Origin of the sequence: Vibrio sp. 14N.309.X.WAT.E.F5, assembly GCF_030397615.1 — a bacterium.
Lineage (GTDB): Bacteria > Pseudomonadota > Gammaproteobacteria > Enterobacterales > Vibrionaceae > Vibrio > Vibrio lentus.
In genome coordinates, this window is sequence record NZ_JAPNXR010000002.1 from 83,717 (window position 1) to 105,967 (window position 22,251).

Annotated in this window: 18 protein-coding genes; 9 read left to right on the plus strand and 9 right to left on the minus strand. The window is 44.0% G+C overall.

Going from position 1 to position 22,251, the window contains the following annotated elements:
- Entirely contained in the window at positions 1 to 2,433 is a 2,433-nt protein-coding gene (locus OW495_RS02780; protein WP_102361059.1) for a bifunctional diguanylate cyclase/phosphodiesterase, read from the plus strand.
- A gap of 341 nt (positions 2,434 to 2,774) precedes the next feature.
- Here OW495_RS02780 and OW495_RS02785 read toward each other — a convergent pair whose 3' ends face one another.
- Both OW495_RS02785 and OW495_RS02790 read right to left on the minus strand, forming a co-directional pair.
- A complete protein-coding gene (locus OW495_RS02785) occupies positions 2,775 to 3,800 on the minus strand; it encodes a diguanylate cyclase (protein ID WP_102282245.1) in 1,026 nt (341 codons plus the stop codon).
- Between the two features lie 9 nt (positions 3,801 to 3,809).
- On the minus strand, positions 3,810 to 4,265 hold the full coding sequence (locus tag OW495_RS02790) for a hypothetical protein (protein ID WP_102361058.1): 456 nt from the start codon (positions 4,263 to 4,265) through the stop codon (positions 3,810 to 3,812).
- 356 nt (positions 4,266 to 4,621) lie between these two features.
- On the opposite strand from OW495_RS02790, the gene OW495_RS02795 reads away from it, so the two are divergent.
- From OW495_RS02795 to OW495_RS02820, 6 genes are all read left to right on the plus strand, one after another.
- The gene (locus OW495_RS02795) at positions 4,622 to 5,017 is read left to right on the plus strand and encodes a cytochrome c (protein ID WP_065679409.1); all 396 of its coding nucleotides are present in this window, start codon (positions 4,622 to 4,624) and stop codon (positions 5,015 to 5,017) included.
- Positions 5,018 to 5,032: 15 nt separating this feature from the next.
- Positions 5,033 to 6,457, plus strand: a complete 1,425-nt coding sequence (gene ccoN, locus OW495_RS02800; protein ID WP_099166663.1) for a cytochrome-c oxidase, cbb3-type subunit I — start codon at positions 5,033 to 5,035, stop codon at positions 6,455 to 6,457.
- Positions 6,458 to 7,072 (plus strand): cbb3-type cytochrome c oxidase subunit II, encoded by a 615-nt coding sequence (locus OW495_RS02805; protein ID WP_017098968.1) that lies wholly within the window; start codon positions 6,458 to 6,460, stop codon positions 7,070 to 7,072.
- Positions 7,069 to 9,225: a cytochrome c gene (locus OW495_RS02810; RefSeq protein ID WP_102512709.1), complete on the plus strand. Its 2,157-nt coding sequence runs from the start codon at positions 7,069 to 7,071 to the stop codon at positions 9,223 to 9,225. Before OW495_RS02805 ends, OW495_RS02810 begins: the two co-directional genes overlap by 4 nt.
- 296 nt (positions 9,226 to 9,521) lie before the next feature.
- Positions 9,522 to 9,746: a PAS factor family protein gene (locus tag OW495_RS02815; protein WP_017111922.1), complete on the plus strand. Its 225-nt coding sequence runs from the start codon at positions 9,522 to 9,524 to the stop codon at positions 9,744 to 9,746.
- 297 nt (positions 9,747 to 10,043) lie between these two features.
- Positions 10,044 to 10,226 carry a hypothetical protein gene (locus tag OW495_RS02820; RefSeq protein ID WP_004730424.1) on the plus strand — a complete coding sequence of 61 codons (183 nt, stop codon included), beginning with the start codon at positions 10,044 to 10,046 and terminating at the stop codon, positions 10,224 to 10,226.
- Positions 10,227 to 10,428: 202 nt separating this feature from the next.
- Here the strand turns inward: OW495_RS02820 and OW495_RS02825 are convergent, their stop codons facing one another.
- The 7 genes from OW495_RS02825 to OW495_RS02855 all read right to left on the minus strand — a co-directional run bounded on the left by OW495_RS02825 (position 10,429) and on the right by OW495_RS02855 (position 19,998).
- Positions 10,429 to 11,721: an alpha/beta fold hydrolase gene (locus tag OW495_RS02825; RefSeq protein WP_289884860.1), complete on the minus strand. Its 1,293-nt coding sequence runs from the start codon at positions 11,719 to 11,721 to the stop codon at positions 10,429 to 10,431.
- A 387-nt stretch (positions 11,722 to 12,108) separates the two neighbouring features.
- Positions 12,109 to 12,846, minus strand: coding sequence for a DUF3726 domain-containing protein (locus OW495_RS02830; RefSeq protein ID WP_065105497.1), 738 nt, complete (start codon positions 12,844 to 12,846; stop codon positions 12,109 to 12,111).
- On the minus strand, positions 12,843 to 14,645 hold the full coding sequence (locus tag OW495_RS02835; protein ID WP_289884864.1) for a hypothetical protein: 1,803 nt from the start codon (positions 14,643 to 14,645) through the stop codon (positions 12,843 to 12,845). The genes OW495_RS02830 and OW495_RS02835 overlap by 4 nt, the downstream gene beginning before the upstream one ends.
- A gap of 271 nt (positions 14,646 to 14,916) precedes the next feature.
- The gene (locus OW495_RS02840; protein ID WP_017111918.1) at positions 14,917 to 16,512 is read right to left on the minus strand and encodes a BCCT family transporter; all 1,596 of its coding nucleotides are present in this window, start codon (positions 16,510 to 16,512) and stop codon (positions 14,917 to 14,919) included.
- Between the two features lie 231 nt (positions 16,513 to 16,743).
- On the minus strand, positions 16,744 to 17,739 hold the full coding sequence (locus OW495_RS02845) for a membrane dipeptidase (RefSeq protein WP_029222845.1): 996 nt from the start codon (positions 17,737 to 17,739) through the stop codon (positions 16,744 to 16,746).
- A 210-nt stretch (positions 17,740 to 17,949) separates the two neighbouring features.
- Positions 17,950 to 19,410, minus strand: coding sequence for an aldehyde dehydrogenase family protein (locus OW495_RS02850; protein ID WP_004730413.1), 1,461 nt, complete (start codon positions 19,408 to 19,410; stop codon positions 17,950 to 17,952).
- 189 nt (positions 19,411 to 19,599) lie between these two features.
- Entirely contained in the window at positions 19,600 to 19,998 is a 399-nt protein-coding gene (locus OW495_RS02855) for a RidA family protein (protein WP_004730412.1), read from the minus strand.
- Positions 19,999 to 20,155: 157 nt separating this feature from the next.
- On the opposite strand from OW495_RS02855, the gene OW495_RS02860 reads away from it, so the two are divergent.
- The gene (locus OW495_RS02860; RefSeq protein ID WP_017099346.1) at positions 20,156 to 21,037 is read left to right on the plus strand and encodes a LysR family transcriptional regulator; all 882 of its coding nucleotides are present in this window, start codon (positions 20,156 to 20,158) and stop codon (positions 21,035 to 21,037) included.
- A gap of 811 nt (positions 21,038 to 21,848) precedes the next feature.
- The gene (locus tag OW495_RS02865; protein ID WP_004730409.1) at positions 21,849 to 22,250 is read left to right on the plus strand and encodes a hypothetical protein; all 402 of its coding nucleotides are present in this window, start codon (positions 21,849 to 21,851) and stop codon (positions 22,248 to 22,250) included.
- Position 22,251: the final 1 nt, after the last annotated feature.

A 22,251-nucleotide genomic window follows, 5' to 3' on the forward strand; every position in this document is an offset into this window, starting at 1 on the left:
ATGCCTGTATTAAAGAAGCTTTATTTTGTGCTCATTCCCACGCTATTGTTCGTTTTTACAATTGGTGGGATGGTTACCTATAACTTAGCCTCTAACCACGCTAAACACATGTACTTAGATGAAGTGCAATCCGACGTAAATACTGCGCTAGTGGCGGCTGAGTACGAACAACTTGGTTTATCTTTGTTAGTAAAAGATATTGGTTCGTCACTACAGTTCTTGCGATATATTCAAACCCCAGGTGACTACACCACCCTATCTCTATTAGAGAAAAGAGTGCTTCGAGTCTTAAATCAAAGTCACGTTAATCAATTTGGTCAACGTAATATTTATGTCGTTGACCCCAAGTTCACTCTCACACTCTCGACATTACGAGCTGACCCTTTCGAAGGCTTAAAGATCCCTGACAACATCTACGAGAAAGTCTTCGATATCTATACCTCTCTGATTAATAAGAACGACTTATCCCAAGAAGGTTTCTCTTATATCTCAGTGAGTGGTGAGCTCAGATACGCCTACGTCGCAGCCATCGATCCTTACTTACTCCCCCAAGACAAACGCGCAAACGAAAGCTTAAACCGATACATATTGATTGCAGATGGTCCGTTGAAACAACTGTCTAACTTGCTTATAAAATACAACGATGATGACAATATGCAGCTTCTGATTGAACCTTCATCAGATACTGAACACATCGAAAACACTCAGTTCGTTATCAAGTCGTTTGAACAAACCAAAGACAGCATTAAAGTTGAGATGAACAGTCGTCACTTCCTCGCTCAAGTTAATATTCGCGAAAAGAAATTCAATCAGGAAAAATCCATTATCGCTCAGCAGACCTTGCTTGGTGGCTTGACGACACTATTCACTATTATGCTCATCGTACACATGGTCGTACGGTATCAATTAGTGCGTCCACTCAAAGACTTGTTGCACGAAATCTCCATTGGCGGACTCAAACTCAGATATTTTAAACGCTCATCCGGACAAAGTGAGATCGACGGACTTAAGAACGCCTACATTGACTCACTAACGGAATTGAAATTCGAAGCCGAATTCGATCAATTAACCAAATTAGCGAACCGACGCTCATTTATTCGACACCTCGATGTACGTATAAAAAGCTCAATGAGCCCACACTGTTACTTGGTTTGCTGGGACATTATCGACTTTCGTAAAATCAATGATTTATACGGTGCAAAGGTGGGTGACAATGTACTCGTTAGTCTAGCCAAAACACTAAGAGAAACCTTGCAGAATCAACAATCCTCTTTCGGCTTTAGTTGCAGCGACTATTCAATCGCAAGGCTGGGAGGAAACCAATTCATTGCCATATTGGAAATGGGTGAACACCAATCAATAAACGATGAAATTGAGAACATTAACAACACCCTAACGGGGACAACATTCCTTGATTACTACGGTTTCAGGCTCTCGATTGCCACTGGTGTTTTGCCGGTCGACACTCCGAAATTTCAAGAAATATGGCACCGATGTATTGATGAGATGTTGATTAATGCTAAGGATCATAGCGACGGAGATAGCCGGATTGTTTACGGCGAAGAACTACTTCATTCACTTGAAAGGCATGATGTTATCGAGAAAAGGCTATTAGAGTGCTGCGCAAGTGATAACTTTGAACTTCGCTTTATGCCTATTTTCAATGCTAAGACACTTCAGATTGACGGAGCAGAATGTCTGATTCGCTGCCCTGCTCTATTTGATATAAAGGCTGGGCCGGATGAGTTCATTCCAGCCGCAGAGAAAAGTAATTTAATATCCAAACTCGACATGTGGGTGATTAGTACCGCAATCAAAAGCTATAAAGAGCTCTCAGAGATTCACCAATACAAAGGCACCTTGTCCATTAACATCTCAGCGATGGAGCTCTACAACCGTAACTTTGCCGATAATATTAGAAAGGTACTCGAACGTTATCAAGTTCCTCCTGGCAACATCATTATAGAAATTACCGAAACCAGTTACGTTAAAAGCAGCAAACTTACCGTGCAGACCATTGAGAGTATCCGAGGCCTAGGTTTAAAAGTGTCTCTCGACGACTTCGGTACGGGTTACACGGCGTTTAACCAACTTCTTCATTACCCCGTCGATGAACTTAAAATTGATAAGAGCTTTATCGATAATATCGTCGACGACAAAGCTGACCGCAAGATGGTCGAGTCTATGGTTAACTTAGGGCACTCTTGTGACACCTTCGTTGTTGGCGAAGGTGTCGAATCTCTCGAACAGTATCATCACCTTCGAAAAGCCAACTGCGACCTGATACAAGGGTATTTCTTTAGCCAACCACTGACTTATATTGAGTTCATTGAATTTGTCCGTGACCATAATCCACAAGCCATCCTAGACCAGCAATCGCTGTTAGAACCAAGCTCTAACGAAAGGATTGTGGCACTTAATCAGAAACAGTAGTCGTATTTCGAAAAGCATGACTACTGAATAACCACAACCAAACTGCCTCTCTTTAATCATCTAAATAAACCTCGGCAATGAGCACAGACTCACCCAGAAAGATTCAAATAACAATACCTACAGACAAACCCAAATAAACAAAGGAAGCCCCCCTCTGATCATAAGGCAACATATTAACGAGGGTAACAAGCTAGTAAGTTAGTTGATAAGCTAGTGGACTTAGCTTGGCCAGTTTTACTTGACCACTACACAGCTTCATTAAAGCGTCTAACGTAGAAATAGGCCAGTAAGATGAGGTATCAGTAAGGAGGGATAGAAACGAGACTAAACCTTATAGAAGCTTAGCCTTGCATCGAAGTCAGTAGCTCCATCATGTCTTTGGAACTTATGTTTTTCTTATGTCTCACTACGGCGTCTATCATCAACTCTAAGTTACCTGCCGAAATGTAATCACTGAGCACATCGTTGAATTTTTCCTGAATTTCATCACTCGCGTACAAATGATCTGGAATGAAGAATAAGAACTGGCTTCCACTGCTGCGGAATGAAATGGTGCTTTCAGGGATCTTGGCGGTGAGGGATTTGGCAGCCGAACTCACCACGAGATCACCATATTCAAGTCCATATTTTTGGTTAATTTCACTCAAGTTTCTGATGCGTACGAAGTAAAGGTCAAAGTTGTTGTCTTTCGGATAGTTGTTTTTGACGAACTTCATCAATGACACTCGATTTCGAAAGCCTGTGATGAAATCAGTTGAGTAGAGCTTTCTTTTAACAGAGAAATCCACATAGAAAATAGCCCCCGTCATCAGCAAAATCACAGCTAGGAATAGACTACTGATTTGATGCACCATGACTAACTTATCAACCATCGAGGTGTTTTCTTCAATTACCGGGCTTTGTAAGCGAAACTTGTCGTTAATGAAGTCTACAAGTGTGTGATAACAAATATCGACCTTTTTTTGCAGCGATTCTTTAGGTAGTACACCTTGGTTAACTAATTTAATGGAGGATTCCAAGCTCTTAAACTTATCAAATTCTGTGGTGAAATAAGGTTTAAAGTTCGCTGATTTAATGAAATTAGAAGACTCAGTGCTGTTAATCAATATATCAAAACGACTCCAAGTAATATCGTACGCTAACCATAATTCATCATAATCGATGGTGTCAGAGCGACTGACCATCAAGAAGTTAGCGTATTCTTTTACTAACTGAAAAACGAACCACGTGGCTTCATTTTGTCGGTTCGAAAAACTCTTATTGATGTCGTTAATGCGCGTGACGCTGTAGATATTTACGGTAAGCACCACCGCCGCTAAAGATAACACGACAATTTTAATGGCAGCCAATGACAGCAGCTTTTTCATAGTAATCCCTTACAAATGAATATCTCGTATCTGCCAAATCATCTTGGCATGGAAGTCTGTGTTATCAATGTCTGGAGTCGAAGAAAGCGGATAGATCAACCAATATGGACCTTTGTCCCTAACCGACATAAATTGGCCATTTTGTTTAATCGCAATGATCGGTTGGTAGTCGTAGAAGTCTTCTTTGGGAACTGCGATTTTGTAGTCGTTCAATGCAACAAAAGTGACTTGCGATGAGATAGGCAAGTCCATGGTTTCGAGTATAGTTTGCAAGGTTACACCGCTATAAACCAACTCTCCATCAACCCACGGTAACGTCGTCGTTATTTCTTTTTGAGGAAGCAATAACAGCTGTTCTCTACTTAATTGATGTTTTTGCCCTAAGTGGTCGAATACGGTGAGTTCTGATGCCGCGAAAATAGAAAATGAACACAATGAAAGTACAAACAGAAGTGCAGTTCTCATTTTAAACTCCATTTTAAAAGGTCACTAAATTGAGTCTAGTTCATATTCGTCATTTAATTGGTGTAAGTCGTTCGCTAATTTTAGTCCCCCTTCCACGTTTCTCCTATATTCCATGAAATCCCGTAACCCTCGGTTTACCGTGCTATTAGCGCTGCTCGATTTAAATAAAAACAGCTTTTTTGTGGTTGATAAGTAATCCAATTCCCGTGATGAATACGTAGTGACCGATAAAATTGACAATAAAAATGAGTAACTGAGTAGCGAGAACGCTTATGCATGCATAACCTTTACACCAAGGTGAGTGTTTTCTGAGGTTCATCAAGCACTCGCTCTTTTCTTCAATAAGGGAATACGTAATGAGATTAAATAAGCAAAAGTTTAACCCCATAACCGCACTTTCCATTCTGCTAATGACGGCTGTCATGAATCCAGTTTACGCGGAATCTAACGACGAGCAGTTCGAGTTAGGAAAACAAAAAGCCAAGGTGTGTATGACTTGTCATGGCGTTGATGGTATCTCAACTCAAGATCCCTACCCGAACCTTCGTGGTCAAAAAGTGGGTTATCTCATCTCTTCATTGAAAGATTACCAGACTCGAGAAAGAACCAGTGGTTTGGCGATTCTCATGCAGCAACAAGCCGACACACTTTCAGATCAAGACATCCGAGATATCTCCTACTTCTATTCAATGCTCGGCAAGGAATCAAGTTCAGTTAGCGACTCAAAAACAGACAGCAATTCAAAACTGTAGGCAAGGAGCCTTGTTATGGAACAAGTGACAACGCAGTACAGCATCAAGGTCGTGAGATACTTTATCATCGCCTCTTTAATCTGGGCGATTGTGGGTATGATCATCGGCGTGATCCTCGCTGCTCAATTGTATTGGCCTGTGCTCAATTTCGATTCTCAATATTTCCAATTTGGTCGTCTTCGCCCTCTGCATACCTCAGGCGTTATTTATGGGTTTGTAGTGAACATTTTAATGGGGACTTCACTCTATATTGCCCAACGAACTGGCCATTGTGAGTTGTTCAATAAAAGCCTGTCGTGGATGGTCTTTTGGGGATGGCAATTTATTCTACTGCTCGCGGTCATCTCCTTGCCTGGGGGCCACACCAGCTCAAAAGAGTATGCGGAGCTTGAATGGCCAATCGACTTAATGATTGTACTGGTGTGGGTGCTCTATGCAGTGTTGTTCTTTGGCACCCTTGCTAAGCGGAAAGTGAGCCATATCTTCGTGGCTAACTGGTTTTTTGCTGCTTTCATTATCGTTGTTGCCATGATTTTCATTGTGAACAATCTTGCGATGCCGGTCTCGGCCATGAAGTCCTACTCTGTATTCGCAGGTGCTCAAGATGCGATTGTTCAATGGTGGTGGGGACATAATGCCGTTGGTTTCTTACTGACCGCTGGTGTGATCGGTATGAATTACTATTTCATACCCAAAGCAGCGGACCGACCAATCTACTCGTACCGCTTGTCTGTCATCCATTTCTGGGGCTTGGTCGGCTTTTACACGTGGGCCGGAACGCACCACCTAGTCTACTCTTCCGTTCCCATCTGGATTCAGAACATCGGAATCGTGATGTCATTGATCCTGTGGCTCCCTTCCTGGGCTGGTGCTTTCAATAGCGCAATGACCCTTCTACAAAACAAAGAAAAGCTGAAGTCCGACTACATTCTTTTATTCTTTTTCTCAGCGATTCTTTACTACTGCTTGGCAACATTCGAAGGCCCGCTACTTGCTATTCGCTGGTTCAACATGGTGGCACACAACACCGAATGGATAATCGGCCACGTACATTCCGCAGCACTCGGGTGGGTGGGAATGTCAGGGATAGCGGTTTTTTACTATTTCATTCCGCGCTTATGGGGCCAAACCGATCTTTGGTCACGACGACTGATTAAGTGGCACTTCTGGCTTGCTCATGCTGGCGTCGCCATTTATGCGATTGCGCTTTGGGTCGCGGGTATAGGTGAAGGTTATATGTGGCTCGCTCAAAATGAAAATGGCGAACTGATATATAGCTTTGTAGAGGCTATGGACTTTAAAGCACCTTGGTTGTTCTTACGATTCTTTGGTGGTGCACTGTTTGTTCTGGGTTTATTCCTAATGGCATTTAACTTATTTAAAACCGTTCGTATGCCAGTAGTACATAACGCTAAACACGCCGTTAATGAGGGAGCTTAAATGATGAGTAAAGACTTTACACATTCAATCGTCATTTTAATTTTGACCACTGTTGTCGTCGCTTCCTTCTCTCTGTTGGTTTGGGTCGTGCCTAGTATTGTCCGTGGAGACGACATTGCCAAAGGCAGCTTAGCGATGCCGCTCACACCTCTTGAGTTAGCAGGACGAGACATCTACATCAGTGAAGGCTGTCATGTGTGTCACACACAAATGGTTCGTCCTCTAGAGCCTGAAGTGAAACGTAATGGTCGTCCGAACAAAGAAGCAGACGACATCTATGAGTTTCCTAACTTGTGGGGCTCCAAGCGTACGGGTCCGGACCTCACTAACTTAGGAAGAAAATATTCTGACCAGTGGCATGCTATTCACTTAATTGACCCTCGAAAAGTCGTACCGACATCCATCATGCCCGCCTACCCTTGGTTATTTGAACAGACTCTGTCAGGCGACGACATAAGCGACAAAATGGAAACCCTCCGCATACTTGGCGTTCCTTATACTGACCAAGAAATAGGTGACGCCCGATTACAAGTAAGAGGAAAAACCAAAGGTGAAGCTCTGATCCGCTATCTACAAAGCCTTGGTAAAGATACGTCACAGGAGGTATCACAATGAGTGCATTTTGGAATCTATGGGCGGTAATTTTAACCTTAATCTTCTTCGTTCTTATGGTGTCTGTTGTTGTTAAATATTGGCGTAGCAATCATCAAGCCGATCAAGACCACACCCTTGGCACTTTTGATGGGATTGAAGAAAAGGATGCGCCACCGCCAAAACTACTCTTTGTTAGCTATGCTATTGCCTTTCTATTGTCTGCTGGTTATTTGGTGCTCTACCCCGGGCTTGGTGAATGGGAAGGGTTAGTCGATTGGAAGCAAAGTGACGACAAACTCAGCTCACCCAGCACAACGTTAAACGAGCAATTCTCTCAAACAACGGAGACAACCCTCGAAGGATTGTCTGGCATACCCGAAATAGTGAACAGCGGACAAATCTTGTTCCAAACTCACTGCGCGGCTTGTCATCGTGACAACGCTCAAGGTCAGAAACACTTCCCTAACCTTATTGACCAAGAATGGCTATATGGTGGTAGTGATGAAGCGATCATTCATTCGATCGCCCAAGGTCGAAATGGCGCGATGCCGGGTTGGAGCGAGATAATGCGCCCCGATGAAGTGGCTAAGGTTTCTTACTACTTAGCTTCGCTCAACCAACGCCATACTGATGTTCCAGAAGTAAAAGTTAAAGTCGGCAAAGAGCTCTTTGCAAAATATTGTTCATCTTGTCACGCCGATGGTTCTATCGCGAACCCGGCGATCGGCGTCCCTGATCTTTCAGATGATATCTGGCTGCACGGAGGGAGTATTGAAGAGATACAACACACTATCAACAAAGGCTTGAACAACCTGATGCCTGCGTTTGATAAACAGCTTTCGGAAAACGAGATACTTGCACTGGGTGCTTACATTCGACATGCGGGCTCAGAGCAACAGCAAAGACTCGCGAACCTAGAAGCTCAGTCTGTTGAACGTGGTGAATACCTCGCTTATGCCGGTGACTGTGTCGCTTGTCATAGTGCAGAAGGTGGCGAACCTTTTGCTGGTGGGCTTCCTTTTGTGACCCCTTTCGGCACCGTCTATTCAACCAATATTACGCCGCACACAACGGAAGGTATTGGTACTTATGACTTTGATGATTTCCGAGCCGCGTTAGTTGCAGGTAAAGGTAAGAACGGTTACCTGTACCCTGCAATGCCTTACACTTCTTATCAACACCTCACCGACCAAGACATGGTCGATTTGTGGGAATACATGCAGTCAATCACCGCGGTGCCTCGCCGCAATGACGACAACAGCATGATGTTTCCATCGAATATACGTCTAGGTCTGCTCGGGTGGAACATTGTGTTCATGGATACCGACCCAATTGACTATCAAGTGCCTGAAGAACTTAAATCGGAAGTCGAAAACGTTGAGAAATGGCAACAAGGGAAATATTGGGTTGCTGGTCTTGGACACTGCTCTGAGTGCCATACCCCGCGAAACATTGCTCAAGCTCTGATACCTGAACGTATTTTCCAAGGTAACTTGATTGACGGCTGGAATGCGCCCGATATCACGGCCAACGAGCTGTATGTCGATGGTTGGGATGAAGCGACACTGACCGATTTCTTACACACGGGTCACTCAGACAAAGGGACTGCCTTTGCCGGCATGGCTGACGTAGTGAAAAACAGCCTAAGCTTGATGACACGTGAAGATATCGAGTCGATGTCCTATTACCTACTCAGTGGTGACATCAACAACACCATCAGTAGTGACGCGGTTCCGTTGCAGCCTAAAGGGTTTGATGAAGACTCTTACGCGACTGACATTTACACCACGTATCGCCAGACATGTGGAGCCTGTCATGGTGACGATGGTAAGGGACGTGACCCTATCGCCCCTACTCTGTTGAACAACGGTATCATCATGCACAGCGATCCATTCAACACCATCGCGGTAACCGTGCGTGGCCTACAACCCACCTATCTCGACAAAGACAGAAACTTCATGCCAATGGCAAGCTTTGAAGATGTGCTGTCGGATCAAAGGTTGGCTGAGTTGATCACCTTCGTGCGATTGCACCTTGGAGATAGAGAGGAACCAGTAACGGCAGAGCACGTTCGAGAGGTAAGAGAAACGCTTGAAGCTGCAGGTTACGCAGGAGGGTTACACACCACACCTGAAATGTACGAAAGTCGAGATAAGAACATCAACATTCGTTAGTCGACAAACAGACCATGCAGGAGGTCAAATTCAGGCCTCCTGCTTTTTATTAATAGAGCAGTTTTTAATAGAACGGTCTCCAATACAACTTTGCTTGAGTACAGACGAGCTTTGATACAACCGTGTTTTTGATATTCTAACCACACCCAATCTCGACACTTTGCCCACCAAACATTTTAACTAACTGATTACATAATAAAGTCAATTCACACATAATGAGATCGATATCCCAGAACAAAGATGTGACTAAGTGCATAATCTTCATTATTTTATAAAGATGTACTAAGGGACCGTCTATGGATACAACAACTCTCATCTACGATACATTGGAAGGGTTATCGAGCGCAGAGCCTCAACAGCACGCTCAAATTCGCCAAAATCTATACAACCAATTAGATTTATCATTTGAGAAGCAGTTAGCCTTGTATTCAAATGTCCTAGGACCAGCCAGTGCAGGCCGTTTAACCGACCTTGAAAGTGCGGTCACTTCCGCATGTAAGATTGTTGGTTTGAAGAAATAACCAGCCTTGATACTCAGTATCTCTTTCTAAAAAAATAAAACGCTGCGAATCCGCAGCGTTTTTTGTTTTCCCACCGCAAGTACTTCCATACATAGACCTAACTCCCAGCTTCTAATTTTTGCTTCCTAGCAGCCAAACCGTATTGATAACGGTTCTCGATAAGTCCAATTCGCTCTGTTTTTCAAGTTACACGCATTCTCATTTGGTTAATCTTATGTTCCATTTTTAACAGGTGTGCAACCTCAACAATAGCGCTAATGTTAGTAGCACGTTAACCACACACCGGATGGAAGAATCATGAGAGTACTTATTGAATATACACAAACAGGCAAATATCGTGATCATGCGTGGGAAGCACTAACTATTCGTTCGAAAGGCGAAATTCAAGCTGTGACTCCCTCTTATGCGGCTCAACTTATCGAACAGAACCGCGCCAGCTTATCGACTACTGAAAATCAAGATATCGTCATCCAACCATAATGAGTTTAGGAACTATCCCTCCCGGTTCTTAAACTCTCTGTTTTACTCGCTTTAGTAATCAATACGATACTGAGTAAAACAGAGTTTGATGACATAAAAAAAACGCTGCACGGATGCAGCGTTTTCTTGTTTCTAGCGTATCTTATTTCTAACGTAGATATAGATAGCCTCTAGCGTACATAGCTTTACGTAGACAGTTTGACTATTTTGGCAGGTTCTCTAACGCTTCGACCATCGTCATTAATTTATCTACAATTCGTTCGCCATCGACTCTCAAGCCATTGTGTTCATACTCGTTAGTGATCCACGCCTTTGAGTTTGGAATGTTCGCCAGCGTTTCACGGCTGTAATCCAGCTCTACGTACATGTCATCCGCGTAAACTGCGCATGCCATTGGAACCGCATTCTTACTCAGCTGCTCTGCGTTGTACAAAGTGCCCCAGTCCGACTTCTCGGCCAACATGTTTGCCGCTTCACGTAATGGCTTCAGCGTTTCTAGTTGGTCGAACATCCATGGGTACACCATTTCTCCGGTAAACCAGAACTCGCTACCCGATTGGTAGTTAAAGTGTGGGTACTGCTCGCGTACTCGGTGTGCAGACCAGTTAGACGCTGCACCTTGGCAGTAAATCGATTCATGCAAAATCGCGTAAATTGGGTTCGTTAGGTAGCCCTGCTCTTGCTGCATTTGATTCAGGAAGCTGTAGCTCAACTGCTTGTTACCGTTCACTTCAACAAACGCACTCTCCAGTGTGAAGTACATAGGAAGGTTTGCTTCACCGCCGCCAAGGTTAATACCAATCAACTGGAACTGTTCAACAGTAAATACCTGACCGTTTGGCAGTCTCACATCATTGTTAAGCAGGTAATCAGAGATCTCACGACACATAGCTTGTGCTTGTGGGAACTGAGCAAAAAAGGCTCTGTTTTTGTCTTCTACACGCTTGTAAGTCGCACGATAAACATCGTCAGCTTCTCGCTCAATAGAAGGAATGCCGCCCGTCACATAACAACGCTGCAAGCTCTGTGGGAACAGCGACAAATAGCTCAGTGTACAGAAGCCACCAAAGCTTTGGCCAATCGTCGACCATTGTTTAACACCGAACTGCTCACGAATCGCTTCCGCGTCACGAACGATGTTATCTGCTCTGAAATGCGTTAAGTACTCGACTTGTTGCTCTGGAGACAGATGGGCCAACGTTTCATGGCTGATCACCGTACTGTTGCCTGTCCCACGTTGGTCTAGAAGCAGAACACGATAGTTTTGTAATGCACGCTTTAGCCAACCTGATTGACCGCTTACTCGTGGAGATGGAAAGCCTGGGCCGCCCTGAAAGTAGATAAGCCACGGCAGTTCTTGCGCATCTTTAGCAAGATCAACCAGCTCACGTGCGAAGACTTGGATCTGTTGTCCATCTTTGGCTTGATAGTCGAGTGGCAACTCAAAAGAGTGCTGACGATACAGGGTGGTTCCATCAATAAAGTTAGCTTGCACGCTTCATTCCTTTTTATCTGATTCTAAAGTCATCGGTACGAATAAAAACGGCGCCCTTTGGCACCTTTCAGTTAGCAAGATACGCATAGTAGCTTGTAAATGAAACCGTTTGTTTAACATGAATGTGAAAGTGCTTCGTTTAATTGTTCAATTACCTCTCAACGGGTAACAACGTGTGTCAAAACAGTCAGTTTAGAATAGGTAGATCCAGCGAGAGATCAAAAGAATGAGGTAAAGCAAACCCAAAGCGTGAGGCAAATAAAAAGAGCTTAACGAGGTGAGGATTCGTTAAGCTCTTTGGTTTTATCTGTGTTGATAAACTAACCGGCTTACTCGCTGTTAATCTATCGAACCTGTTAGTTCTAATGAACCTAATAAATCTAACGACTACGAAGCCGTTAATTCACCTGCACCTTGAGTCGAGCGTTCGCTACTCTGGACTAGGATTGCGGTAGCGGTCTCTTTCAGTGCCGCCCACTCCCCATCATCAACCTCAATGCCATCGTTCCACGCTTTCTCTTGAGTTTTAAAAAGCGCTTCTGATTCAATGTGCGTTTGGTAGCCATCTGACAAACGTTCGATATCGAAATCCTGGACGGAAAGTTCGATGGTCATATTGTGGATATGTTCGTACGATGCCAGTGGCAAATCTGATAAAAACAGTTCTGGAGCAACGCAACCACGATTAAGAACATACAAAGTGCTCTTAGGGTTAGAGCCGTTATCCCAACGTGCCATGCACGCAATACCTTTCGCTGCCAGTTTTACAAGCTCGCTGTACGCCAACCAACGGTTGTGGCAGTTATTTAGCTCAATTCTCAGCGTCTTTTTACCGACCATTTTTTCAATGGCGTAATCCATAACCACAGGAAGGTGACACGCTAAGCTCGCCTTGTGCAAGTCGACTTCAACTGTGTTATCGCTGCGCACTTGAATGTCTACAGGGCAATCGTCTTCTAGCCCCATAAAGTTGCTCGCATTGTTAAAATGACGAACACCATCCAAACCCACCATTTGTAAATCTGCCACCATGTTCGCTATCACATCAGCTTCACCACATGTACGACGCATACCCAAAAAGGCTTTATTGACGGCCGCTACCAGTTCATTGTGAGAAACGATCATAACGATTTACCTCCATGTTGAGCGTTGATATGTGTAGTAGCTTTTTGTGAGTCAGCGAGCTCTGCTTCACTTGGTAATATTGGGAACACCCATTCGTCCTGATGAATTTCATCAAGCAGTGGCGCTCCTTGGAAAAACGTCACTCGTACCCAGCGATCTGAGCGAGGATCAAACTTAGTCGCACCAAACATCGCTAGCTTGCAACGCAGTAAGTGCATTGGCGGCGAATCTTGGTGCAGCACATTCATTTGAATGTCGCCCATTGCTTTATTGCCTAGCGTCCATACACGGCGTGCAATTGCACGATGCTGTGGCTGCTTAACAAGGAACTCAGCTAATGAAAGCTCCGGCGCGAATTGCAATAAAGCATGGTACAAACGATAAGCTTGACGGCCGATATCCAACGGCAGTTCACGCTCTTCACCCAACTCTTCGCCTCGAACTCCGAGCCTTGGCTCTTCTTTGTCTTGAGAGCGATACCAGAACCAGTAGTTGTTTTCTGCTTTAGTAAAGTCGGTCGTGATCGCCCAACGGTACTTTTCTTCTAGTACAACCAGAAGGTCTTGAATCTTTTTGCCGCTAGGAAGCGACAGTGTTTCGCTGCAATTCATTTGCTCTTGATGGGCGTCCACTAATTCTGGGTACAATTCCATCAAGCATGAGATAAGGATTTCTTGGGCTTCCATACTCATTTGCTTAGATTGCTCGACTAACTGCGCCCATGTATCACACTGGCTGACAGACGTTTCTAGCGATTGCTCTGTTGCTTTCAAATCATCAACAGCGGCTTTGTTCAGCTCTTGCTGTGTTTCATTGATGGTAACGACTTGTTCTAAATGACAAATCGCTTTTTTAACTAATGTACGTAGTGGCTCGATCAACGCCGTGTCAGTCTGACTCGCTAACACTTCAGCTAATGCATGCTCACGGGTCGTCATCCACTGATCGACAATACTTGGGTGGTTAATCAGGTATGGCGCCATGCCTAAACCTGTCGCATTACCAACACCTAAGTAGCGTTGTAATCCACGATGTAAAGAAATCGCTTGTTCGCCGCCCTGTTGCTCGGCTAGGTAATGAACCCAATCTAGGCTGAACTCACGCAGCATATAAACCGCACACATTTGCGCGCTAAACGACTGATTGAAATCTTCATTTTTCTCTAAGATTTTAAAGTCAGCGATGCCAAATTTGCCATTACCATAAACGGCAGTGGTTCGCAGGATGTAACCTACTTCAGCCAGTTCTTTGGGTGTTGGTTGAACACCTTTAGCCAAGTGACTAACGATATGTTCAAACACACGTACACTTTTGTTTGCACGCGCTAAAACAAGCACATTGTTAGGATTACGGCCAGCTTCTTGAAGCGGTACATTCGCGCGAAGTCTTTCAAGTAGGGTGACATCAACATCACCAAGAACAAGCGCAAACGTTACGTCCCACTTTTCAGCTATTACACGGTCATTTCGTTCGTCATCTGCAATTTCATCGCAAAAAACAACCAAATGATAAACATGGTTTGGCGTCGCTAGCTTATAGATAACATGACCAAAACCCTGAGCGTCTAATTGCCACTCATGTTTCGTCACTTTCCACTCTTGCTGCGCCATTTTACGAATCAGAGTTCTTACAAAGCTGATGCGTGTTTGGTGCATCGCACCTAGCCTTTCCGGTGCCATGACGACTGTTGCGTCACGTAATGCTGATTCAGTGTAGGTAGAACGATGTGCATCCATTTTGCTCACCACCTTATAGTTATAGGATTTTGCTAGCCATTCAGAACCGATCGTTGCCGTCATTTGAAGCATTCGTTGTTACAGTATGCTGGTTAGCTTTCACGTTATGTGGGGCAAGCGAGCTCACCCCTTATTATTTGTCCTGACTAGATCGATTGACCTAAATACTTTGCCGTCCGGTGTATTTTCACCAGTTCGGGTTTTCTGTTCCTTTCGGAATTTTTGCATCAGCCTTCTTTCAAAGGCTGATTTGTTCTTATTTAATCAATTTCTTGCAGTCTCTTTTTTACAGAGATCTTGCCTTACAGAGCCCTTTTCTTTAAAAAACCAGCTCTTAAAAACCCTGTTCTTTTGCCATCTTGATTGCGATTTGAGGCGCATTCCAGAGCGATGGCAGTAAGATTAAGGACACCGGTACCGCTGTGATAACAATGAACGATTGCAGCGCTGAAATACCGCCAGAACCTAGGGAAATCAGAATTAACGCTGTTACCCCCATCATCACACCCCAGAAAGTACGAATAATTGCATTCGGTTCTGTCTCACCACTGATAACAACACTGATGGTGTAAGTCATCGAGTCACCGGTCGTTACGATGAAGATCGTGGTTAAGATCAAGAACAGAATAGAGATAAGCATCGGCATAGGTAGCTGCTGAGTTACCGCCAGTAGCGCGCCTGGTAAGTTGAAGCCTTCGAACGCTTTACTTACGCTGCCTGGATCTGCAATTTCGAACGCAAGACCAGAACCACCAACAATCGTGAACCAGAAACAAGTTACAAACGGTGCGATAAGGCTAATGGTTGATACCAATTGGCGAATACTACGACCGCGTGAAATACGAGCGATGAAGATTGCCATCATTGGACCGTAACCCAAGAACCAACCCCAGAAGAACACTGTCCACCAGCTTAACCAACCTTCATCACCACGGTATGTTGCCATTGGGATGAAGTTATCTATCATGCTGCCTACACCTTGAATGTAGCCATTGAAGATGAAGTTCGTTGGACCGAAGATAAGGATGTAAACCATCAATGCCATTGCTAAAATTACGTTGTAACGGCTTAGCATTTGCATTCCGCGATTAAGACCACTTAATGCCGACAATGTGTAAAGCACGATAGCGAACAAGATAATGATTAGCTGAGTTGTGAAGCCATCTGGAATACCAAACAGTTCATTCAGAGCGTAGCTGACTTGCAAGCCCAAGAAGCCGATCGGACCGATAGTACCCGCCGCTACAGCGACAATACAACATGCATCAATCAGTGCGCCGGTATGGCCTTTCAGTGCTCTTTCGCCCAAAACTGGGTAAAGCAAAATACGAGGTTTAAGAGGCAAGCCTTTATCGTAGTGAAGGTGCATAACCACGATAGACGTTAAGCTGCCCACAATTGCCCATGCGAGGAAACCCCAGTGCATGAATGATTGTGATAAAGCATTCACCGCACCTTGTTGTGCGTTTTCTTGTGCGCCATACAACGGTGGTGGGTTAACGTAGTGTGCGATAGGCTCTGCTGCTGCCCAAAATACACCGCCGCCCGCAAGTAGCGTACAGAAGATGATCGCCATCCAACGGAAGCCATCCATTTCAGGTTTCGCGATGCCGCCTAGGATAACCTTGCCTGTTCGCCCTGCCGCCAGGCCAAGACCAATAAGAAAAGTCAGAAGAAGAAGCATTTGCCAATAAGGGCCGAACACTTTTACAGACCATGCAAAGCCCGTGTTTACTAGGGTAGAGAGTAGCTCCCCGTCAAACAAAGCAAGCGTTACGAACAGAGCGATAAAACCGCCGCTGTACCAAAGTGCTGGGTTAGTTAGTCCTAATTTGTCTGAAGTGGATTCAGACTGAGGTTTTTTGCTTGCTGTGTTTGCTTGACCCGCATTTACGTTTGAAGATTTCACGCTATTGGTTAAATCAGACATACTCTGACTCCAGAGGTTTCTTTGCAGCTGTCATTTTAATGATGACTACAAGAGGTGTATTTAACACCTGCCCTATTGTTTTTTGTGTTGGGCAGGCTAATCCATGTTTGGGTTACCGCGTTGCGAAATAGACCGTTGTTCCTTTTGAATAGTTAAATTGGTGACAACAGCACTTCTAAATGAACGTTTATTAGAAGGCTGCTAATTCGATGATTGCTAGTGAAAAAAACCTTAACCCTTGCTTTGAGGCTCTAGGCCATCTTTCAAGAAGTTAAACCAGTTTTCTCCCAAGACTTGCCCAGCTTCAGACTCGCTGAAACCATGACGCATCAATCCGTTATAAATATTTTCCATACCCGCACTACCACAGAACCAAGGCAACGCATCTGGCCAACCTGAGTTGTTCGCAGAGCCTTCGCCGTAGTCCATTGCTTTAGACCAACGACCATTTCTCATCCATTCAAGAACGGCTTGAGGTTGGTTTAAGCATAGGTCACTACCAATACCTAGGTGTTCTACGCCAACCATGTCAGCGGTAGTCGCAACCATTTGGCAGAAATCTTCCAACGTACATTGGCTGCCATTTGGTAGGTGGAATGGGTACAAGCTGAATCCGATTAGGCCACCGCGTGCGGTTAGGGCTTTAATCACATCATTTGATTTGTTTCGTAGTGCATCATGAGCAAACGTTGGGTTCGCATGGCTGATACAAATAGGACGAGAGGACAGGTCAATCGCCTCAAGCGTTGAACGCTCGGCACTGTGAGACATATCGATGATCATGCCCACTCGGTTCATCTCTTCGATTGCTTGCTTACCAAAGCGCGTGATGCCTGTGTCGTTCTTTTCGTAGCAACCCGTCGCCAATAAGCTTTGGTTGTTGTAAGTAAGCTGCATGATCAAAAGACCTTGCTGACGCATTACTTCGATAAGACCAATCTCATCATCGATTGGAGAACAGTTTTGAGCACCTAGAAAAATGCCGACTTTGCCTGTCGCTTTTGCAGTTTCCACATCAGCCATTGAATGAATCGGCATGATAATGTCTGCATTCTGCTCGAATCTTAAGTTCCATTCTGCAAAGCGAGATAAGGTTTCACGAGCTGTCTCGTGGTAAACCGCGGTAGCGTGAACTGCTGTAATGCCGCTCGCCTTTAGTGTTTGGAAATATTCTCTGTTCCAATTGCAGTATTGCAATCCATCTATAACAATCCGTTGCTGGTACATAACCACTCCTATTGAAAGCTCAGTGTTCTAGCTCGGTTTTGAAAACACGCTCAAATAACATGTTTTCAAAAATGGGTTAAATCACTTATCTAATTTCGTTTGCTGCTTTGGTTGGGATGTTGGCCTGACTCTGTGAATCAGGCCAATTCGATAGCTGGATAGCTTGGGAATTAATATCCTCAGCTATCCAATTCTTATATAGAAAGTTGATTAGTAAGGACGCTGGTAAGCTGTCTTCACTACTGTGTAGAACTCTTTCGCGTACTGACCTTGCTCACGAGGACCAAAGCTAGACTCTTTGCGACCACCAAACGGAACGTGGTAATCCGTGCCTGCTGTTGGTAGGTTCACCATCACACAACCTGTTTGCGCTTGTTGCTTGAACATTGCGCTAGTACGTAGGCTTTGAGTAATGATGCCGCCCGTTAGACCAAAGCGAGTATCGTTTGTTGTCGCGATAGCTTCTTCTAGGTCAGCGACACGAATCACGCTTGCCATTGGTGCAAACACTTCTTCTTGGTTCACTTCCCAATCGTTCTTAGTATTCAAGAACAGCGTTGGAGACATGTAGAAACCTTCATGTTTCATGCTTAGGCGTTCGCCACCAAATGCTAGCTCACCTCCGCTTTGACGTGCTTTCTCAACCCAACCTAGGTTTGCTTCAAGTTGGTTACCATCGACAACAGGGCCCATGAATACGCCGTCTTCTAGTGCGTGACCCACTTTAAGCTCGCTCATACGCTTGATCAGTGCTTCAACGTATTGGTCGTGAATGCCATCCATAACCACTAGACGAGAAGATGCTGTACATTTTTGACCCGCACCAGAGAACGAACCTGCGATAGTCGCATCAACAGCTGTTTGGATATCAGCATCATCAGCAACCACAAGTGCGTTCTTACTGCCCATTTCTAGTTGGCAACGAACGAAGTTTGGCGCTGTAGCAGCTGCAACCTTACGACCTGTATCAACAGAACCAGTAAAGCTCACACCGTTCACTTCTTTAGAGTTGATCAGTGCATCACCTACTTTCGAACCGCTACCTAGAACAAGGTTGAACGTGCCTGCTGGCATGCCTTGGCGGTGGATAATTTCAGTTAACGCAACCGCACTTGCTGGTGTTAGGTTTGCTGGTTTCCAGATAACGCTGTTACCGAAAGCAAGCGCTGGAGCGATTTTCCAAGCAGCAGTCGCGGTCGGGAAGTTCCAAGGAGAGATGATGCCGATAACACCCACCGCTTCACGAGTCACTTCTACAGAAACGCCTGGGCGTACTGATTCTGCGTTGTCGCCAATTTGACGAAGCACTTCAGCCGCAAAGTACTGGAAGAACTGACCTGCACGGTAAATTTCGCCACGACCTTCAGCAAAAGGCTTACCTTCTTCACGAGAAAGCAACGTACCTAGCTCATCACAACGTGCAATCAGCTCATCACCAATCGCTTGAAGTACTGCTTGCTTACGTTCAATCGGCGTTTTTTCCCACTCTGGTTGAGCGTGCTTCGCCGCTGAAATCGCCTGTTGAACTTGGTCAGCACTTGCTTGTGCAAAGTTACCGATGTTTTCAGAAATATCTGATGGGTTAATGTTCGCAACGGTACTTACACCCGCTTGCCATTCGCCGCCAATGTAAAGTGCGTTTTCTGCTTGAACATTCTGTAATTGAGTCATCATTCTGTCCTTGTAACGGTTAGGTTGCGTTTGAGCCTGGCAACCATCTGATTAATGAATAAAACGTTAATTTATATAATAAATAACGTTTAAATCTTGTATCTAAAACTGAACCAAGACGCTTGTATCAATAAAGATCTTTACAGACAAATAGCTTTAATCCGCAAATTGCCTCAGTTCACAGTATCTTTATTCAGGTTGAGAGGCTGATGCGTAAACCACGAACTCAACCAACATTTCTTCTCTTGCTAACCCTGCAACGACGACCGCAGCACGGTTTGGATAAGGTGCATTGAAGTATTCTCCGTATACGCTGTTTACCGTTTTTAGATATTCACGGTCTGTCACGTAAATCAGAACTTGCAGCACTGAATCCATAGATTCGCCTGCACACTCCAACGTATGAACAAGGTTGTTAAAAGTCTGACGCGTTTGCGCTTCGATACCGCCTTCTACTACTGCGCCAGTTTCATCAATTGGAATCTGCGCTGTGTATAGAGTGCCGTTATTAACGATCGCCCACTCTAGTGGTGCTTTTGAAGCGAAAAGCTCGGTTTTTACTGGGTGTTTTTTAGTTTGTGCGTTCACGATTCTATCCAACTTTGTAACAACTATGTTTCAAGATGGTTAAATACTGCACCTTGACGACTGATAAATCTAACGGTAAATTTTGTGCATTTGATAAATAAAATCTATCACCTTTCAAAAAGTAAGGTATAGCAAGGGCTAGAGAAGGATCAGTGCCATGAGTATTAAGCTACAACAGTTAAAACATTTTGTTTTAGTGGTCGAAGAAGGCGGATTTCGAGCGGCATCTCACCGAGCAAATCGCTCGCAAGCAGCACTTTCTACGTCGATAAAAGAGCTAGAAAAAATACTTGGTCAGCCACTGTTTGAAACAGGCAACAAATCAACCCTGACACCTTTCGGGGAAATATGCCTGCCAAAAATCATTCAATTCCTGAATGTTTACAAAGCTTTAGACAATGACCTACGCGCAGCCGCGGCAGGACAACAAGGAAGAGTTCGAATAGCAAGCGTGCCATCAGTAGCGGCAAAATTAATCCCTAGTGTTTTAGGGGCTTTTTGTGAGCAGTACCCGAATGTTGAGGTAAGCTTAATTGATGATAATGCGGCGGGTGTAGAAGCAAGATTACTGTCTGGAGAGGTAGACGTTGCCCTCGGAAATAGCTCCCATTTAGAAGAAGAAAGCATCGACTTCACGCCTTTACTTTCCGATCCTATTGGTGTGGTCTGCCTCAAAGACAACCCTATCGCCTCTCAACGAGAGGGAATAGAATGGCAAACTTTGTTAAAACAACCCTTCATTCGCAACGGGACTTGTACCCTACTTGACCCAACACCTGCACGAATGCTCAGCGAACAAGCTTTATATTCAGTAGAGAACATTACTTCGTTGTTTTCGGTCTTAGAACTCGGGATAGGCGTGACCACGCTACCTAAACTGGCTTTCCCAACCAATGAAACCCGCTTGGTGTGGATTCCGTTGATTGACCCGCCTTTACAGCGTCAAATCGGTATTTTCAGATTGTCTGATCGTACGATCTCGCCACAAGCGCAGGCTTTCCATGATTTATGCATTCAATATCTAAGTTATGAAGACTAATAGAGGGACATGATTGAGTTTGTTTGCTTAAAAGCGGTTGTTAGAGCAACACATCAAGAAATTCCAGCTCGAATCTCCAGACTTTTGACCTTTCTATCTTGGGCTTAGTGCCCTAACCCTCAGATTTTTGCCCTATCTTCAGCTCCTTACATCCATGTGAGGAGCTGAATTTCATCCATCATATTCATCTTAAACACCGATTTACCCGTTTCGAATCGCTTGAAAGACGTTAAGAATGAAGTCGTGACAAACTATTTTGAAAAATAATCACTTCCAGATAGAGAACGCCGTATAGATAAATCACTCAATGCACGAAGGCTTTCATCGCTGACTAAAACTGGCTTTATTCCCTTGTAGAATGGTACTCAGTAATCAACTTATAAATGACGCTAAGTGTTTGAATATACGTAATTGATAAGATCGTAACTTGTCAAATTGACGTCTAAAATTTTCATACAAAAACACCCCTTTCTGCTGAAAATAAAGCATTTAAAATTTTCATGAATAAAGTTATTCAACTATTACTTTCATAAATGAAAAACACTCATTTCAAAAATGGAATTATTGATGTCGATTTTTGTCGTTTTGATCACATAATTTTAGGCGTAGTTTATATTTTGTCGGAACGATAGCGAATTAGATTTTATCGTTTAATTTCGTCAGGAGATATAAAGCCAGAAAGATTATTTCTTTGTTAACAAGTAAAGGTTTATTAACAAGTCAAATTGCTATTAACAAGTAAGTGCTAGTAACAAAACATATTCAAACTGTGTTTTATATTAACTTACACTGTTAAATATAGGGTTTTATTATGAGGCTTAATGGGATAAGTAGCGACATCCTTGTTGCTGCTAAAAGAGTTGTTCTCTGCCAAATAGTATTAGCCGTCGGTGTAGTTTTATATGAAGTGTTTTTTGGTAATAAAGTAGATATGGAGTCTTCAGCTTTGGGTGTCGTAATCGCGATGTTACCACCGCTGTTTGGTTTTATATATGCAAGCCTAAAGGTGCACAAGAATCCTAATTATAGTTTACGTGACTTAATGCAAATGAGTCGTGTCGTGAAAATAACCTATACGTTCTTAATGTTTATCTTGGCATTCCAGTTTTTTAAATTGGATAACCCAGTAATATTATACGCGTATATTTTCACAATGATTGGGTACTTCTTAACACCATTTATTACTGCCTCTACAAGATCGGAGTACGTGTAGT

Bases quoted from the DNA above. Each gene is read 5' to 3' on its own strand.
- OW495_RS02795 (WP_065679409.1), top strand. From the start codon at position 4,622: ATGAGATTAAATAAGCAAAAGTTTAACCCCATAACCGCACTTTCCATT.
- OW495_RS02790 (WP_102361058.1), bottom strand. From the start codon at position 4,265: ATGAGAACTGCACTTCTGTTTGTACTTTCATTGTGTTCATTTTCTATT.
- OW495_RS02780 (WP_102361059.1), top strand. From the start codon at position 1: ATGCCTGTATTAAAGAAGCTTTATTTTGTGCTCATTCCCACGCTATTG.
- OW495_RS02860 (WP_017099346.1), top strand. From the start codon at position 20,156: ATGAGTATTAAGCTACAACAGTTAAAACATTTTGTTTTAGTGGTCGAA.
- OW495_RS02850 (WP_004730413.1), bottom strand. From the start codon at position 19,410: ATGACTCAATTACAGAATGTTCAAGCAGAAAACGCACTTTACATTGGC.
- OW495_RS02810 (WP_102512709.1), top strand. From the start codon at position 7,069: ATGAGTGCATTTTGGAATCTATGGGCGGTAATTTTAACCTTAATCTTC.
- OW495_RS02845 (WP_029222845.1), bottom strand. From the start codon at position 17,739: ATGTACCAGCAACGGATTGTTATAGATGGATTGCAATACTGCAATTGG.
- OW495_RS02840 (WP_017111918.1), bottom strand. From the start codon at position 16,512: ATGTCTGATTTAACCAATAGCGTGAAATCTTCAAACGTAAATGCGGGT.
- OW495_RS02830 (WP_065105497.1), bottom strand. From the start codon at position 12,846: ATGATCGTTTCTCACAATGAACTGGTAGCGGCCGTCAATAAAGCCTTT.
- OW495_RS02805 (WP_017098968.1), top strand. From the start codon at position 6,458: ATGATGAGTAAAGACTTTACACATTCAATCGTCATTTTAATTTTGACC.
- OW495_RS02820 (WP_004730424.1), top strand. From the start codon at position 10,044: ATGAGAGTACTTATTGAATATACACAAACAGGCAAATATCGTGATCAT.
- OW495_RS02865 (WP_004730409.1), top strand. From the start codon at position 21,849: ATGAGGCTTAATGGGATAAGTAGCGACATCCTTGTTGCTGCTAAAAGA.
- OW495_RS02785 (WP_102282245.1), bottom strand. From the start codon at position 3,800: ATGAAAAAGCTGCTGTCATTGGCTGCCATTAAAATTGTCGTGTTATCT.
- OW495_RS02815 (WP_017111922.1), top strand. From the start codon at position 9,522: ATGGATACAACAACTCTCATCTACGATACATTGGAAGGGTTATCGAGC.
- OW495_RS02835 (WP_289884864.1), bottom strand. From the start codon at position 14,645: ATGACGGCAACGATCGGTTCTGAATGGCTAGCAAAATCCTATAACTAT.
- ccoN (WP_099166663.1), top strand. From the start codon at position 5,033: ATGGAACAAGTGACAACGCAGTACAGCATCAAGGTCGTGAGATACTTT.